The organism is Streptomyces sp. NPDC005393 (assembly GCF_040606675.1).
Lineage (GTDB): Bacteria > Actinomycetota > Actinomycetes > Streptomycetales > Streptomycetaceae > Streptomyces.
The window spans coordinates 1-15,319 of record NZ_JBEXFG010000040.1 but is presented as its reverse complement, the minus strand read 5'-3'; the positions used below and the strand labels follow the sequence as shown (position 1 = coordinate 15,319).

Annotated in this window: 15 protein-coding genes and 2 pseudogenes; 10 read left to right on the top strand and 7 right to left on the bottom strand. The window is 67.4% G+C overall.

What is annotated here, in order from left to right:
* Nucleotides 1-57 precede the first annotated feature (57 nt).
* The gene (locus ABZS71_RS27005; protein ID WP_356214251.1) at nt 58-651 is read right to left on the bottom strand and encodes a pyridoxamine 5'-phosphate oxidase family protein; all 594 of its coding nucleotides are present in this window, start codon (nt 649-651) and stop codon (nt 58-60) included.
* A 51-nt stretch (nt 652-702) separates the two neighbouring features.
* On the opposite strand from ABZS71_RS27005, the gene ABZS71_RS27000 reads away from it, so the two are divergent.
* Nucleotides 703-1,089, top strand: a complete 387-nt coding sequence (locus tag ABZS71_RS27000) for a DUF488 family protein (RefSeq protein WP_356214249.1) — start codon at nt 703-705, stop codon at nt 1,087-1,089.
* Between the two features lie 141 nt (nt 1,090-1,230).
* Here the strand turns inward: ABZS71_RS27000 and ABZS71_RS26995 are convergent, their stop codons facing one another.
* The 3 genes from ABZS71_RS26995 to ABZS71_RS26985 are packed head-to-tail and all read right to left on the bottom strand — an operon-like array spanning nt 1,231 to nt 3,879.
* Nucleotides 1,231-2,019, bottom strand: coding sequence for an FAD:protein FMN transferase (locus ABZS71_RS26995; RefSeq protein WP_356214247.1), 789 nt, complete (start codon nt 2,017-2,019; stop codon nt 1,231-1,233).
* Nucleotides 2,016-2,537 carry an FMN-binding protein gene (locus tag ABZS71_RS26990; RefSeq protein WP_356214245.1) on the bottom strand — a complete coding sequence of 174 codons (522 nt, stop codon included), beginning with the start codon at nt 2,535-2,537 and terminating at the stop codon, nt 2,016-2,018. Before ABZS71_RS26990 ends, ABZS71_RS26995 begins: the two co-directional genes overlap by 4 nt.
* 13 nt (nt 2,538-2,550) lie before the next feature.
* Complete coding sequence (locus ABZS71_RS26985) at nt 2,551-3,879, bottom strand: ferredoxin reductase family protein (protein ID WP_356214311.1); 1,329 nt, start codon at nt 3,877-3,879, stop codon at nt 2,551-2,553.
* A gap of 194 nt (nt 3,880-4,073) precedes the next feature.
* Here ABZS71_RS26985 and ABZS71_RS26980 point away from each other — a divergent pair, with 194 nt between their 5' ends.
* The 7 genes and pseudogenes from ABZS71_RS26980 to ABZS71_RS26950 all read left to right on the top strand — a co-directional run bounded on the left by ABZS71_RS26980 (nt 4,074) and on the right by ABZS71_RS26950 (nt 10,545).
* Nucleotides 4,074-4,475: a DUF6507 family protein gene (locus tag ABZS71_RS26980; RefSeq protein WP_356214243.1), complete on the top strand. Its 402-nt coding sequence runs from the start codon at nt 4,074-4,076 to the stop codon at nt 4,473-4,475.
* Nucleotides 4,472-6,790, top strand: a complete 2,319-nt coding sequence (locus ABZS71_RS26975; RefSeq protein ID WP_356214242.1) for a protein phosphatase — start codon at nt 4,472-4,474, stop codon at nt 6,788-6,790. Before ABZS71_RS26980 ends, ABZS71_RS26975 begins: the two co-directional genes overlap by 4 nt.
* The gene (locus ABZS71_RS26970) at nt 6,790-7,320 is read left to right on the top strand and encodes a hypothetical protein (RefSeq protein WP_356214240.1); all 531 of its coding nucleotides are present in this window, start codon (nt 6,790-6,792) and stop codon (nt 7,318-7,320) included. Before ABZS71_RS26975 ends, ABZS71_RS26970 begins: the two co-directional genes overlap by 1 nt.
* 216 nt (nt 7,321-7,536) lie before the next feature.
* Nucleotides 7,537-8,073: a hypothetical protein gene (locus tag ABZS71_RS26965; protein WP_356214238.1), complete on the top strand. Its 537-nt coding sequence runs from the start codon at nt 7,537-7,539 to the stop codon at nt 8,071-8,073.
* A 157-nt stretch (nt 8,074-8,230) separates the two neighbouring features.
* Nucleotides 8,231-8,545 (top strand): annotated as a pseudogene (locus ABZS71_RS26960) (IS1380 family transposase); the annotation flags it as partial.
* A 54-nt stretch (nt 8,546-8,599) separates the two neighbouring features.
* Nucleotides 8,600-9,037, top strand: coding sequence for a VOC family protein (locus tag ABZS71_RS26955; RefSeq protein ID WP_100110979.1), 438 nt, complete (start codon nt 8,600-8,602; stop codon nt 9,035-9,037).
* A gap of 132 nt (nt 9,038-9,169) precedes the next feature.
* Nucleotides 9,170-10,545, top strand: a pseudogene (locus tag ABZS71_RS26950) (IS1380 family transposase).
* 234 nt (nt 10,546-10,779) lie between these two features.
* Here ABZS71_RS26950 and ABZS71_RS26945 read toward each other — a convergent pair.
* Nucleotides 10,780-11,826 carry an IS630 family transposase gene (locus tag ABZS71_RS26945; RefSeq protein WP_356214236.1) on the bottom strand — a complete coding sequence of 349 codons (1,047 nt, stop codon included), beginning with the start codon at nt 11,824-11,826 and terminating at the stop codon, nt 10,780-10,782.
* Between the two features lie 403 nt (nt 11,827-12,229).
* Between ABZS71_RS26945 and ABZS71_RS26940 the strand changes: the two genes are divergently transcribed.
* The gene (locus tag ABZS71_RS26940) at nt 12,230-12,676 is read left to right on the top strand and encodes a PPOX class F420-dependent oxidoreductase (protein WP_356214234.1); all 447 of its coding nucleotides are present in this window, start codon (nt 12,230-12,232) and stop codon (nt 12,674-12,676) included.
* Here ABZS71_RS26940 and ABZS71_RS26935 read toward each other — a convergent pair.
* Complete coding sequence (locus ABZS71_RS26935; protein ID WP_356214232.1) at nt 12,673-12,918, bottom strand: DUF397 domain-containing protein; 246 nt, start codon at nt 12,916-12,918, stop codon at nt 12,673-12,675. The two genes, ABZS71_RS26940 and ABZS71_RS26935, sit on opposite strands and share 4 nt — an antisense overlap.
* Nucleotides 12,915-13,745 carry a helix-turn-helix transcriptional regulator gene (locus tag ABZS71_RS26930; RefSeq protein WP_356214230.1) on the bottom strand — a complete coding sequence of 277 codons (831 nt, stop codon included), beginning with the start codon at nt 13,743-13,745 and terminating at the stop codon, nt 12,915-12,917. The genes ABZS71_RS26935 and ABZS71_RS26930 overlap by 4 nt, the downstream gene beginning before the upstream one ends.
* A 168-nt stretch (nt 13,746-13,913) precedes the next feature.
* Here ABZS71_RS26930 and ABZS71_RS26925 point away from each other — a divergent pair, with 168 nt between their 5' ends.
* Nucleotides 13,914-14,351 (top strand): ATP-binding protein, encoded by a 438-nt coding sequence (locus ABZS71_RS26925; protein ID WP_356214228.1) that lies wholly within the window; start codon nt 13,914-13,916, stop codon nt 14,349-14,351.
* The last annotated feature ends 968 nt before the right edge of the window (nt 14,352-15,319 follow it).

The window sequence follows — 15,319 nt, the reverse complement described above, 5'->3', positions numbered from 1 at the left end:
TCCCCGCGGCCGGGGTTCCGCCCCCGCTACCGCCCTGCACCCCGCCGGGGCTCCGCGTCAGCTCCGGCCGGGCCGCGGCGGCAGCGGCAGCGGAAGCCCCGGGAGACCGTCGATACTGCTGGCGACGTGCTCCTTCTTCTGGAAGTAGCGGTCCAGCGTCTCGTCGTTCTCCCGCCGGAAGCGATCGCCGTGCAGGGTGCGTTCCTCCCGGTAGTCCATGAACGGGACCGCGTAGCCGCAGGTGTCCCGGATCAGCTCGGCCGTCACCACGATGATCGCCCGCAGCCCGTGCGTATCGATGTCGACCTCGGGGAAGTGCCGCACCAGCTCCGCGAACCGCGGATCGTCACGGAACACCGGCTCGCCCCGGCCATGGACGCGCACGATGTTCGGCGGGCCGGTGAAGGCGCACCACATCAGGGTGATCCTGCCGTTCTCCCGCAGATGGGCGATGGTCTCCGCGTTGCTCCCGGCGAAGTCCAGGTATGCCACGGTCAGTTCGTCGAGTACGGCGAAGGAGCCGGCCAGCCCCTTCGGGGAGAGATTCACGGTGCCGTCACCGGCCAGCGGGGCGGTGGCGGTGAAAAAGATCTTCTGCTGCTCGATGAACGTGCGCAGCCTGCCGTCGATGCGTTCGTACACCTTTCCCATGTGGCGCATTATTCGCCGAGCCGGCGGCGGAAGGGATGTTTCCATAGGGATATGGCCGACAAGAAAGCCCCCGCGAAGGGCCCCGGCATCCGGGTCCGCCGGGTGTACGAGGCACCGGGACCGGACGACGGCACCCGCGTCCTCGTGGACCGGGTCTGGCCGCGCGGCCTCGCGAAGGCCGACGCCCGACTGGACGAATGGGCCAAGGCCGCGGCCCCCTCGACCGAGCTGCGCCGCTGGTACGGACACGAGCCGGAGCGGTTCGCCGAATTCGCCCGGCGCTACCGCGCGGAGCTGGCCGAACCGGAGCGCCGCGAGGCCGTCGACCATCTGCGGGAGCTCGCCGCGGCCGGTCCGCTCACCCTGCTCACGGCGGTGAAGGATCTCAGTTACGGACACGCTCCGCTGCTGGCCGACGCGGTACGCGGCCACCGGTAGCTCCGCTGAGGCGTGAGCGGCTGTTGGTGAGGGCTACGGAGTCGTGCGCGAGTGCCGGTGACTCTGCGGCGGGCGTAGGCGGCCACCCGTACGCATCGCCGTGGCGGACGCCACTTACCCCAAGCGGCCCCGCGAAGCGGGCTATACGCACAGCTCGGCCGAATAGCGCGCGAAGCCGCTGGTGTGCCAGGTGGCGCCGTCGGCGGTGACGACGAACGCCTCCGCCCCGGCCAGCCGCTGCAACCACGGCCGGGCCCGCTCGGCGCCCATCGCACACGCCGCCGTGGCCCACGCGTCCGCCTCCGTCAGGCTCGCGCCGATCACCGTGACCGAGGCGAGGCCCTGCGCCGGGGGCAGTCCGGTGCGCGGGTCCAGGATGTGGCAGCCCCGCTCGGCCGGGCCCGAGGTCGCCACGGCCAGCTCGCCGTGCGCCGCCACGACCGCGGCCAGCTCACCGTGGCGCAGTGGATCGGCGATGCCCACCCGCCATGGGCCGCCGTGCACCTGGACATCGCCGCCGCCGTTCACACACACCGACCCGGCGCCCGCCGAGACCAGCATCCGCGCGGCGCGCTCCACCGCCCATCCCTTGACCAGGCCGGTCGGATCCGGCGCCCCGCCGGCGTAGCGCGCGCTGAACCAGCCGTCGCTGCGGTACTCGGCGTCCTCGCACATCCGCAGCACATCCCGGACCTCCCGATCGCACCGTGACAGCGTCAGCTCACCGCGCGCCAGCCGGCTGATCTCGCTGTCCGGGCGGTACGTGGAGAACAGCTCGTCCACCCGGTGCAGCCCGACCACGGCCCCATCCAGCGCGGCCAGCACCCGGGGCCGGCCCGCGGCGGGCACCTCGCGCACATCGAAGGAGAAGACGGTGCCCATGACGTGCTCGACATGGCGCAGCGGCTCGGGTTCGGGTTCGTACGTCATTGGACACCCGCCTTGTCGAGAGCGCTCTGCAGGGACTTGGCGTAGCCCTGACTGGTGTAGGTGGCGCCGGAGACGGTGTCGACCTTCGCGGCCGCCACCGCCTGCTGGTTGAGCTTGGGAATGGAGTCCTTGGCGATCTGTACGCTCTGGGGGCCGGAGTCGGGCGTCTTGACGGCCTGGGCGGCGGTGATCTTCCCACCCGCGACGGTGAGGCTCACCTGGACCGGGCCGTACTGCGTCTGGGCGGTGTCCCCGGTGACGGTCTTCGCGCCCGCGTTGGCGCCCGCGCCACCCGGGCCACCCCCGCGACCCGCGCCACCGGCCCCACCCGCCCCACCCGCCCCACCGGCGCCCGGTGGCGCCGTGGCCGCGACGGGCGGCGCCTGCCCCGGCGGGTTCTGCGCGACGGCCTGGCCGCCGCCCGAACCGGGCTGTTTCAACGCGAGCAGCAGCACCACACCGGATACGGTGGCGGCCGTGCCCAGGATGATGCGGCGCAGCGGATGATTCCTCTTCATGGCTCCACCTCGGTCACAGCTCGAAGGATTCATGGTGGATATGGCGGTCCGGGATCCCCGCCTCGTGCAATGCCTCGTACGCGTGCTCGGTCAGGCCCGGCGGCCCGCACAGATAGACGTCGTGCTCTTCGATATCGGGCAGCAGCTGGCGCAGCCGCTCCGCGGTGATCTCCGGCCGGGCGCCGTCGGGGCCGTTCACGGCGTACAGCAGCCGGGCCTCGCGCTCGGTCGCGATCTGCTTCAACTCGTTCCACAGCGCCAGGTCCTCGATGCTGCGGGCGCGATACAGCAAGGTGAGATCGCCGCCCTTGCCGGGCAGCGTCTCGAACAGGGCCCGGATCGGGGTGATCCCGGCCCCACCGGCGATCATCAGTACCTTTCCCTGGCTGCGGCGCGCCGCGGTCATCGCCCCGTACGGCCCCTCCGCCCACACCCGCGTCCCCGGCTTCAGCGAGGCGAGCCCCGAACTGTGGCCGCCCACCGCCTTCACCGTGATCCGCAGCAGCTCGGGCCGGGGCGGCGCGGACAGCGAGTACGGATGGGAACCCCACCGCAGCCCCGGCGCCAGGAACCGCCACCGGAAGAACTGCCCCGCCTCGGCCCCGATACGGTGCAGCCGCCGCCCCTTGATCAGCACCGACACCATCCCGGGCGCCTCTTGGACGACGGCCTCCACCCGCATCCGATGCCGCAGATTCAGCCGCAGCGGCACCAGCAGCCGGTACCAGACCGCCAGCGCGGTGACCGTGCCGTACAACACGTACCAGGCGGTCTGGGCCGTCTTGTCGCCCACGAACTCCGCTCCGGTCGACAACTGGTGCCAGAACGTCAGAAAGACCGCGAGATAGGTGAGCAAGTGCAGGTAGTACCACGCCTCGTACGACATCCGACGGCGCACCACCCCCGCCGAGATCAGCCCAATCACCACCAGCACCCCGGTGCCGATCGCCGCGTCCACCATGTCCGGGTAGTCCATCACCACGGACACCAGCTGGTCGATGAAGCCGGCACCGGCCTGCTCCGCGTACCCCGCGATGATCAGGACCACATGCGCCACGATCAGACACAGCGCATACCGCCCGCTCATCGCATGCCACCGCGCCACCCGGTCCGACCCCACCCGCCGCTCCAACGCCGGCACCCGCGCCATCTGCAGCACGACCAGCGCCAGCACGTACCCCCCGAGCAACCCGCTGAGCCGCCCGGCCCCGGTGAGCCACTGCGTGGTGCCCTCGACGTTCGGTGTGTTCTGCCACCACAACGACAACACCGCCGCGGCCCCCGCCCAGCTCAGCACGACCAGCGGCACGGCGGGCGAACGGCGAGGCCGGATCTGGCGCATGGCCTGCCGCCGTCCGGCCCGGCTGTTGAGTAGCGTCGTCACGGCCTGTCCCCTTCGCGTACGAGCTCCGGCGAACAGGGGTACGGCTGGAAACGCCCGGCGACTCAAGGGGCGCCAGGATTCACAGTTTCGGGGCCCGCCGTCGGTATGGTGAACTGACGAGTAGGTGATCGCGACGCGTACAGGGGGGCCTCGTGTCGGCGTCGAAGGGGAAGCCGGACTGGGACATCGATCCCACCGGTGTGCGGAGCGTGGTCCTCAGGTCGGGGGAGGACGCCCGAGCGTTCCAGGAGAAGGTCAAGACCTTCAGTGACCACTTGGGGAGCGCCGCGGAGTCGGCGGGCTCGTTGAGCTCGGGCGGGGAAGTGCCCGAGATGGGGCTGGTGGGCGCCGCGCTCGCCCAGTTCGCCCAGGCGTGCGAGAAGAAGATCAAGTTCATTGCGGCGCGGGCCGGACGGTCGGTGGACGGTGCGGTGAAGGCGACGGCCGAGTATCTGGAGGGGGATCTTCAGATGGCCGCGCAGGCGCAGCGGGAGGCGCTGAAGGCGCCTGAGACCGACGCCAAGCCCCGCGGACGGCGGGACGCGTCGAAATGAAAATGATCCAGCCAGAGAACATTCCTCAGTTCACGGGAGATTTATCCCAGTTGGAGTCGGAAGCGACTGCACTGGCGATGGACGCGTCGCATATCCGTGGCGCGGGCCAGGGGATGCACGACCGGTTCCAGGGGTTATCGGCGTACTACCACGCCCCGGAGGCCGAGCAGCTGTTCGCGACCACACTGCCGGTGCGCGACACGGCGGACAAGGCCGCGGGCGAGGTGGAGACGGTCGGCCTCGCGCTCGAGGAGTACGCGACGGAGGTCCGCCCGATCGCGGCCAAGCTCGCCCGCCTGAAGCGGCAGGCGGCGAAGTTCGTCGAGGACGTGGGCGACGATGACGACTGGGCGTACGACCGGGACAAGGTCCGTGAGCACCAGGATCTGCTGCACGACGTCAACGCGGCGGTGGGCGCCTTCTGGGAGGCCGAGCGGCGGACGGCCAACAAGATCACGGCGTTATTCGGCGGCCCGCACTACGTGGCCAACGACGGTTCCCACAAGCCGAACATGTACGGCTACAAGGGCTCGGACCTCGACCACGCCAAGAAGACCCCGTGGGGCTCCCCGGTCCAGCAGAAGTTCCACTCGTGGGACATCGGCCACTGGACCAAGAGCTTTGTATGGGACGGCTTCATCGTCGACGGCGTATGGGGCACGCTCCAGGGCCTCGGCAGGCTGACCGGCTTCAACGGTTGGGACGAAGCCAGGGCTGCCTGGAAAGACCTGGGCAAGGTTGGGGTCGGCGCGGGTATCTATCTGAACTCCACGCTGCGGGACAAGCCGGACTCGGAACTGCCGCCGTTCCTGCGGGAGAGCAAGCACGCCGCCAAGGAGGCGGGCAAGAGCCTGGTGGCCTGGGACGAATGGAGCAAGAACCCCGCCCGAGCGGCCGGCGCGGTCTCCTTCAACGTCGTGACGAGCGTGGGCACGGGCGGCGTGGGTACGGCGGCCAAGTCCGGCGCGATAGCGAAGGCGATCGGCACAGCGGGCAAGATCGGGCGGCTGGCGGACCCGATGACCTACATCTTCAAGGGCGTGGGCCTGGCCAAGGTCAAGGTCGCCGATGTCATGGCCGGTCTGAAGAACGCCTACTCGGGCCGGTACGTGGACTTGGCTGACGGCTCGGTGAAGCTGCCGAACCATGCCGTCTTCCACCCGGACGGCTCGGTCAAGCTCCCCAGCGGCCACTACTTGGACGAGTACGGCACGCTCTACAAGGCCGACGGCACGGTCGTCGACAGGGCGAGGGTGGAACTCTCCGCAGCCGACCGCCAGGCTCTCAGCGATATCCAACGCGCCCAGGAGCCGGACCTCGTCCACGCCCACGGGCCCGGCGGTGAGCGGGGCGGATTAGGCAATGAGCTCGGCCCGCGCGCCGATCACGACCCTTTGAGTAACTCGCAGAGGCCAAGTGGGCCCGGCCGTGATCTCCCTGCAGGGGAAGGCGACAACGCATCGGCACCGGTTGGCCGCGATGAGCCGGGCGGGAATACGAGCCATGCCGAATCAGGCCATGGTGAAATCTCCGCTGGTGGTACAGCGGTCCATGACCTGCCTGGACATGCAGACCATGGCCTTCCGGGGCCACGGGATGAGGGGATTCCCGGCTCTCCGGGTCGTGGAGGACACGACGCACCGACGCCGCACGGTGAGGACATACCAGGGGATCCCCATGCAGACCATGGCCCCAACGGTGCGGATAACTGGGGTACCTACAAGGGCGAGCCGGTGCATTACGCCGAGGCACCCGAGGATGGGCTGGAGCCCGCGGTAAAAGCGGTACGAGCCTACGAACGCATCCGAGCCACCACGGAGGACGTACCGAAGATCGCTGAGAAGCTGAAACTCGATCCCGACGTCGTTATCAAGGCGAAGGAGAACCTCTTCCTGAACCGGCACGAGGTGCAGACAGGTCCGTATGAGACGAGGTACAACGTGTTTTTCACGCCCGACGAGACGATAGCCAAACTATGGACCAAAGCAACTAACGGTACAATAAAAGGCATTGATGAGGGTGCCCTACGTGGGGTCATTGCCCACGAGTACGTGGAGCATCGACTGATGGAAGCAGGGATGCCGTTCCGCTCGCAAAGTCCCGGCAGTTGGGCTTCGAATCACCAGTTGGATGTCAGTGAAATTGGTGCACATGACGTGGCACCTTTGTCGTTCAGGGGTGCTCCGGTAACGGTCGAGGGCACTCTGAAGCATTGGCCGCGATGGGGGATCAAGCCCCCGGAAGTTGCCATTGCTGATGACCTGTCGAACTTGGATGAAGTGGTCAAGGCGGCCAAGAAGGGCCTAGGGTTGTAATGCACAACGGACTGGCGGATGCACTGGTGAAGCGGATGCTTGCCGTTGCCTGGACGGATTGGGACACTGCGGATCACCATGCCGTGTCACGGTCCCGGCTGATGCGTGAGTACCTTCGCCGTTCAGCTTTGTGGGCGCAGGCGCTAGGTGGTGCGGACGCATGGCCGATCTTCGATATCGCCGCACGAGTCGACCCGTCGGTGCGGGCCGATGCGAAGCTAGTGGAGCAGCTTGAGGGGTTCCTGGAGGATCATGTCCCTGGGTTGACGACGAGAGCGGCCTGTTTGGCGGCATTGCACTGGGCGGCACTTCGAGAAACGCTGTATACCCCACCTACGGATCTAGATGACCCCTTTGATCCATTGCTCATGCTGTTTGAGCGAGGTGGGGGTTTCTTTATCGATAAAGGGGTTATTGACTTTCTCTTCGTTCGGGTGCGAGTCGGAAAATGGCAAGACCACGTCTCGACAGAGCCTGTTGTGCAGCTTGACCCTGTCGTGCTCGACGCCCTGGACGCGCAAGAGGATTGAGTGGTGGATCCTCGCCACGCGGATGGCCGCCGGTCGACTCTATCTTGGCACCCACCATGTCCAACTGCCCGGGTAATTCGTCTCCACGGCTCGACTTTTTCATGCCGGAGCTGAGTCGGGAATGGGCGCCTGCTTCGAATTACGAAGTCGAACTCATATTGACCTCCTGAGTGTGCCCCATACTCCTGTTCATCCTTCTATACCGTAAGGAAATTCATGACCGCGCCACCGCCTTCGGGCAACCCGTATGCCGCCCAGCCCCAGGCGCCCTATGCGCAGCCGCAGCCGCTGCCCACCTACCCGAGCTACCCCGGCTCTTACGGTCAGCCCGTGGCTGGGGCCAACGCTGGGCTGCCTCATGCCGCGCCGCAGCAGCTCACGTGCCGCAGGTGCGCGGCGTATCCGGCGGAGGACGTCACCATCCGCAGCCACCAGGGCATGCTCGTGCTGATGCGATTCCAGAGGTGGGAAGGTCCGTTCTGCCGGACCTGCGGTACGGCGCTGTTCCGGCAGATGACCACCAAGACGCTGTGGCAGGGGTGGTGGAGCCCGTTCTCCGCCGTCATCTTCAACCCGTTTACGATCATCAGCAACCTGGTGGTCCGCAGGAAGATCAACAAGCTGTCGGAGCCCGGATACGACCAGTCCGGGATTCGCCTGGACCCCGGCAAGCCCGTTCTTCACCGTCCGGCCGCGTATATCGCGCTGCTGCCCATCCTGTGGTTCCTGTTCCTGGTCGTGGTGAGGCCGTAGGTTCGGGCAACGGCCCCCGCGCGGGTCCCAGGTTCTAGCCTCGCGCTTTCACGAGGCGGGCTGTCCGACTGGTGGTCAAGAAGGCAGAAAGTGCCGACCAGCGAGAATGAGGATTGCTGAGGTCCTTGTTCCCGCCACCGTCGGAGGCACTTTCCAGATGAAGAAGCGTATCGGGTCCTACCCGCGTGTCCGCGTCAAGGGCGGCGGTCGCGGAGTGGTTTCGCAAGCCGGTGCGGTACTGCTGGTCGAGACGGTCCGCAAGACAAGGTCCTCCTGGACGTCGCCCTGACGGTCGCGCTCGGCGGTGACTGCCTCGCAGATGTCGCGATGCTGCGGTGCGAGCCGGCCGTCTTCGGCCCGGTCGCCTCCGACCCGACGGTCTCCCGCCTGATCGACGTCCTTACCGCCGGGCAAACACGCTCCGGACGCCGGTGGACAGGTCACGGTCGACCTCGACGGTGCCCTGGTACTCGGCTGCGTCCTTGCCGGAAGCACCTGATCGGCCCGGCTCGGTAGCATGCAACGCATGGCCATCAAACTTGAGAACGTCGGCATCGCCGTTCGCGACCTCGAAGCAACGATCTCCTTTTTCACCGACCTCGGCCTCACGGTCGTCGGCCGTGACACGGTCAGTGGTGAGTGGACCGACACCGCCGTCGGCCTTGATGGCAATCACGCCAAGATTGCGATGCTCCAGACGCCAGACGGTCACGGTCGCCTTGAGCTCTTCGAGTACATCCACCCCGAAGCGATCGAGTCGAAGCCCACTCGTCCCAACGAGATTGGCATGCATCGCGTCGCCTTCTCAGTCGACGACATCGACAAAGCCCTTGAGACAGCCGCAAAGCACGGATGCCGTCCGCTTCGCGGTGTGGCGACCTATGAGGACGTCTACAAGCTCACGTACGTCCGCGGTCCCAGCGGCATCATTGTGATGCTCGCCGAGGAGCTGAAGAAGAACTGACGGCCGATCGGGTCAATTAGCCTCGCGCTTACACAAGGTCCGACTGGTGGTCAAGAAAGCAGAAAGTGCCGACCAGCGAGAATGAGGATTGCTGAGGTCCTTGTTCCCGCCACCGTCGGAGGCACTTTCCAGATGAAGAAGCGTATCGGGTCCTGCCCGCGTGTCCGCGTCAAGGGCGGCGGTCGCGGAGCGGTTTCGCAAGCCGGTGCGGTACTGCCGGTCGAGACGGTCCGCAAGACCGGTCTGGATGCGGCGCTATCCGCAACTCTGGCCCCGTGGCGGAAGCCCCGGGCCATACACGATCCCGGCAAGGTCCTCCTGGACGTCGCCCTGGCGGCAGCGCTCGGCGGTGACTGCCTCGCGGATGTCGCGATGCTGCGGTGCGAGTCGGCCGTCTTCGGCCCGGTCGCTTCCGACCCGACGGTCTCCCGCCTGATCGACGTCCTTACCGCCTCCGGCGAGAAGGCCCTGCAGGCCATCCGGTCCGCAGGGTCCGAGGTGCGTAACCGGGTCTGGTCGCTGGCGGGCAAACACGCTCCGGACACCGGTGGACAGGTCACGGTCGACCTCGACGGTGTCCTGGTGATCGCGCACTCCGGCAAGGAGGACGCGGCCGCGACCTGGAAGAAGACCTATGGCCATCACCCCCTGACAGCGTTCGTCGACCATGGCCCGGGCGGAACCGGAGAGCCGGTCGCCGCCCTCCTCAGACCGGGAAACGCGGGCTCGAACACGGCCGCCGACCACATCGCCACCGCTCAACTGGCCCTGGCCAGCTGCCGAAGAAGTACCGGCGAGGGCGACAGACCCTGATCCGCACGGACTCCGCCGGCGGTACTCACGACTTCGTGTCCTGGCTCGCCAAACGAGGACGATGGCTGTCCTACTCGGTCGGCATGGTCATCACCGAACAGATTCACCAGCACTTTGTGAAGATCCCGGCGTCGGCCTGGACGCCGGCTGTCGAGGCCGACGGCACGGTCCGCGACGGGGCCTGGGCCGCCGAGGTCACGGGCAAGTTGCTGGACGGCTGGCCGAAGGGCATGCGGCTGATCGTCCGCAAGGAACGCCCGCATCCCGGAGCCCAGTTGAGGATCACGGACGCGGACGGCATGCGGATCACCTGCTTCGCGACCAACACCCCTGACCGGCCGATCGCTGAGCTCGAGCTCCGTCACCGGCTGCGCGCCCGAGCGGAAGACCGGATCCGGGCCGCCAGGACCACCGGACTGCGCAACCTGCCCCTGCACCACACCGCGCAGAACAGGGTCTGGCTGGAGATCGTTCAGATCGCACTCGACCTGCTGGCCTGGATGCCCATGCTCGCCCTGACTGGCACAGCCCGGCTCTGGGAACCTCGCCGACTGCGGTTCCGTCTCTTTTCCGCGGCCGCCCAGCTCGTCACCACCGGTCGGCGCCGCATCCTCCGCTTCACCCGCCATTGGCCCTGGACAGGCGAGATGACAGCCGCCCTCGAACGACTCGCGCTCCTGCCCAACCCGGGCTGACCAGCAGACCTCCGTCCCGACGGCAGCACCACCCCAACCCCGGGCAGTGGAACCCGGCGCCCGCCCGACGCGACAGCCGGGCCACCGGCCTGCCCACCACCCGCCCTGGAAGGCGAAAGGGTCCACCGACTCCGTCCACGGACCCTCACGCAAGATCGAGGCTAGTGTCTCGTGATCGTGATTGCGTTACTTCGAGTTGTTATTGACGAGTTTCTTCACGCTGGTCTGGACGAGTCAGACCTTGGCGAGGATCTCGTCGGCGGTGGCGGTCCAGGTGAAGGGTCTCGGGTTCTCGTTCCAGGAGTTGATGTAGTCGCGGATCTGTTTGACCAGGACGTTGACACTCGAGAACGTGCCGCGGCGGATGGACTGCCGGGTGATGATCCCAAACCAGATCTCGATCTGGTTCAGCCACGAGGACCCGACGGGGGTGAAATGGAAGTGGACGTGCGGGTTTTTCGCCAGCCATGCCTTCACGTCCGGGGTAGTGTGCGTGGAGAGGTTGTCCAGGACGATATGGATTTCCTTCCCGGCGTGCGGCTTGACGGCCTTCTTCAGGAACGCCAGGAAGCTCGCTCCGTTCCGGTTCGGCTTGCACTCGCCCAGCACTTCACCGGTCGTGACGTTCAGCGCGGCGAACAGGTTCGTGGTGCCGTGCCGCACATAGTCGTGGGTGCGCTTCTCGATGACCGCGAAAGCCACCGGCAGCACTGGCTGGGTCCGGTCCAGGGCCTGTACCTGCGTCTTCTCGTCGATCGACAGCACCACAGCGCCACCGGGCGGGGCCAGGTACAAACCGACGACATCGGCGACCTTCTCCGCGAACGCCGGGTCTTTCGAGATCTTGAAGGTGCCCGAGCGGTGCGGCTTCAGATTCTCCTCACGCCAGACCCGGGCAATGTAATGCCAGGAAACCGAGACGCCTTCCCGCCGCTTCAGATGGTCGGCCAGCGTCCGCGTCGACCAGTGCGACAGGCCGGATTCCGCCGGCGGGGACATCCTCGTCAAAGCGATCACCCGGGCCCGCACCTGCGGCGGCACCTGGGTACGCGACCCGCCGCGGCGCTTCTCCTCCAAACCGGCAAGACCCCGCTCGGCATAACGGGCCTTGCAGCGGTCCACCGTCAGCGGCGCCACACCGGCGAGCTCGGCAATGTCCTTGCGCCGCCGCCCCTCGCCGGACCACAACACGATCCGTGCGCGAAGCGCCACATCGGCAGGAACATCCCGCGACCCGGCCAACTCCCGTAGTTCTGCCATCTGTTCAGAGGAGAGATCCATACCAGACTCAACGATCACAGAAGCCTCATGGTTCCATGAACAGGATCACGAGACACTAGTGGTCCTTGCAACACCCCACTTCAAGGGGTGCCATGGACTTCGAGATCCGCGACCGTCGGTCAATCGGGGGAACCGGGGGCCGACGGAAGAGCGGCGGCTTTACCTTCAGCTCGTGCAACAGGGCGTGAGCTACAGAGAAGCCGCCGCGATTTACTGTGGCCAGTTGTCCGCTGTCGAAAGACGCTTGATCGGCGCAACTATCAGGTCAAGCGTTTTCTGAGAGGTGTGGGGGTAAGGGGCTCGCGGGCTACGGCTGGCAGAGCGGGCTGTCTCAATGGCCTCCCACATACCCGGGTTCGGGGTGCGAGGCATCACCAGTGTGACGGCGGGGCAGCCTGGGCCCATGGTCGCTATTCCGCAGGATGTACACGCGAGGATCGACGGGCCGCACATCTGGTACGTCGCCACGGTCAACGCTGACGGGTCGCCGCATGTGAGCCCGATGTGGGTCGGGCGAGACGGGGACTTGCTGTTCTTCAACACCGCCATCGGGCGGATCAAGGAGCGCAACCTCCGCCGTGATCCGCGGGTGTCCCTGTGCCACGCGGACTCGGCCGATCCCTACGACCGGGTGCAGGTCCGCAGCCGGGCGGTCCGGTTCATCGAGGGCCCGGAAGCGGACGAGAACATGGACCGCCTGGCCCACACCTACCTGGGCACCGAGCGATTCGAGTGGCGGGTCCCCGGTGAGCGGCGCGTCGCCGTACTGGTCGAGCCGTCACGCGTACGTCGTGTGGTCGGCGTCGAGCCCTTCCCGCCCGGGGCGCCTGGAAGCGCGGGGCCGGGTTAGCGGCTTGCCGCGTAGGTGACAAAAGCCGTCCAGGCGGCGGAGGAGAAGGCGAGTTGGGGGCCCCGCGTGTCCTTGGAGTCGCGGACGTGGACGGTGTGGGGGGAGGTGGCGACCTCGACGCAGTCGTCGCCTTGCGAGCCGCTGTAGCTGGACTTGTGCCAGGAGAGGGCGACTTCGACGCAGCTGTCGCCGTCGCCTCCGCTGTAGCTGGACTTGAACCAGGACAGCTCGGTGGTGGTCATAGCGCTCCTTGGATCTGCTTCAGCAGGCTCGCGGAGTCCTCGGCGGTGAGAGCCTGTGAACGCAGTTTGGCATACCGCATCTGGAGCACACTGACCTCTTTCCGGTCAGAGATCAACTGGCCGCTGCGTTGACCTTCGCAGTAGCCCAGCCATCGATGGTCTGGGCTCTCCAGCAGTTGCATGGACCCTTCCAGCCCTGCGTGATGCTCTTGTTCGAGTGGCAAAATCTGCAGCTCGACGTTTCGAAGTTGGGCGCATTCCAACACATGCCCGAGGAGTCCCCGGGTGGCGTCGATGCCTCCGGTGCGCCGCCTGAAGAGCGCCTCCTCCATGATGAAACTGAACGCCGTGTTGGGCCTGTTCCTGAGCAGGAGCTGGCGCTCCTGACGGGCGGCCAGCTGGGTCTCGATCTGCTCGTCTGCCAGCGGCGGCACTCTGTTGTGGAACACCGCCCGCGCGTACGCTTCCGTCTGCAAAAGACCCGGTACGACCCGGCACTCGTACGTACACAGGCTGATCGCCTGCTCCTCCAGCCCCGCCCACTGCCTGAACCAGGAGGCCAAACCCTTCCGCCGCGCCAAGTACTTCGCCGCTGCCCGTAACACGCCGAACGCGTCCAGGACATCCTCGGCCCGGTCGACGAAGTCCTGTTGCGGAAAGCGCCGACCCTGCTCGATCGAGGCGACGGTCTGCGGTGAGTACCGCACCAGCGGGGCCAGTTCCTCCTGGGTGAGGCCCGCCCGTTCTCGGAAGACCTTGACCACGGCCCCGAATGCCCTGAGGCTGTCCGAGGACTCCGGCTCGTTGGTGTTCGCGCTGTCCGCCATCTCGGCCACCTCCGATGCGCCCGCCTGTCCCTGGGCCTGACTATCTGCTCAACGCGCCCAGGGTCACGGTCGGTTACGCGTACCGTCCACCCTCCGCGCCCGTACGCTCACTCCGCGTACGAGCCGCTGACCTGGTCCGCTCCACCCGGGAACCGGAACGGTGGCCGCATGTCAGCCCAAGCACGGCCGCCGCCGCCCGTCACCGTACGTATGTTCACCCGCCGGCTCCGCTCCACCCGCAGGGGAGCCAGGCTCGCCCGGCTTCTCGTCGTCCGGCAGCTCGATGCGTGGGGGTACCGCGGCGAGCCGTCCGACGTCGCCGCCGCGATCGTCGGCGAGCTGGCGGCGAACGCCGTCACGCACGGCCTGGTGCCCAGCCGGGATTTCGAGGTGGGGCTGATCCTCACCGGGGGCACGCTACGGATCGAGGTCGCCGACACGCGCACCGAGAGCCGCCCGCCGGCCGCCGAAGCCGGGCCGATCGTGCCCGGCCCGGACTGCGAGACCGGCCGGGGGCTCCTCCTGGTCGCGGCCCTCGCCACCCGCTGGGGCGTCGCCGACCGGCAGGGGCCGGGCAAGACCGTCTGGGCCGAGATCGGCACCTGACCCCTACCCGGTGCCCCGAGGGATCGGGGGACTGGGTGGGGGCGCCGGGCGGCGTGGTGTCACCGGTGCGACGAGTCCACGGTCACTGGTGCCGCTGCCGGTTCGTCCGCTCCGCCGGTGGGGACGTCGCGCAGGTCCTGGTGGCGACCTTCGCGCAGGGCGAGAGCCGATACGAGGGTGATCGCGCACAGAGCGGCGACGTACCAAGGGAAACTCCGGACAAGTCACGGGCGTTGAGCCATTCGATCGTGAACGGGGCCGTGCCGCCGAAGACCTCCACGGACAGCGCGTACGGCAAACCGAGACCGGCCGCGCGGACCTCGGTGGGCAATTGCTCGGCCATGGTCGATCCGACGGCCAGGACGAGCCCCCCAAGCGGCCGGAAGAAGAAACCCACCGCGTATATGGCCAGCGCTCCGAGCAAGGAGGCGACCGGGTCGTCGCCGGGAAAGAACTCGGGGCGAAAGTGGCCGCGAAGACGGTGAAAATTCCCAGTCGTACCATTCGAGGCAGTTACTGACGAGGACGGAGAAGAGATGCTTCCCGGATGACTGCCGTGCCTTCGGCTTCCGCGGGGCTTGCGGGGCCTGCGGGGTCCGCGGCTGCCGGTCGCTTCGGCCGCGGGATTCGGGCTCGGCCCCATTCTGTGCGTTCATGTCGTTCCTTCGGTTGGATGGCAGGAGCACGGCGGTGAGCGCGACACCGGGAATGCGGTCGAAGGGAGTCGCCCGAAGCCGAGGGGTGGGGCGGGGTAGGCTCGCTCACGAGTTCCTGATGATCTGTTCCGCAGGCTGTGGGGGCGGCCCGTGCGGTATGGCGGGTCTTCGAAGTTGAGCGGTGTGCCCTTTGCGTGTACTGACTGGCAGTCACTGCGCGTGATGGGTAGGGCTGTTGGTGGCCCTGGACGCAGGACGCCCGTGGTCCTGGGTGATCATTTCTGTTCTCTACGCAGAATGATCGTCTGGGAG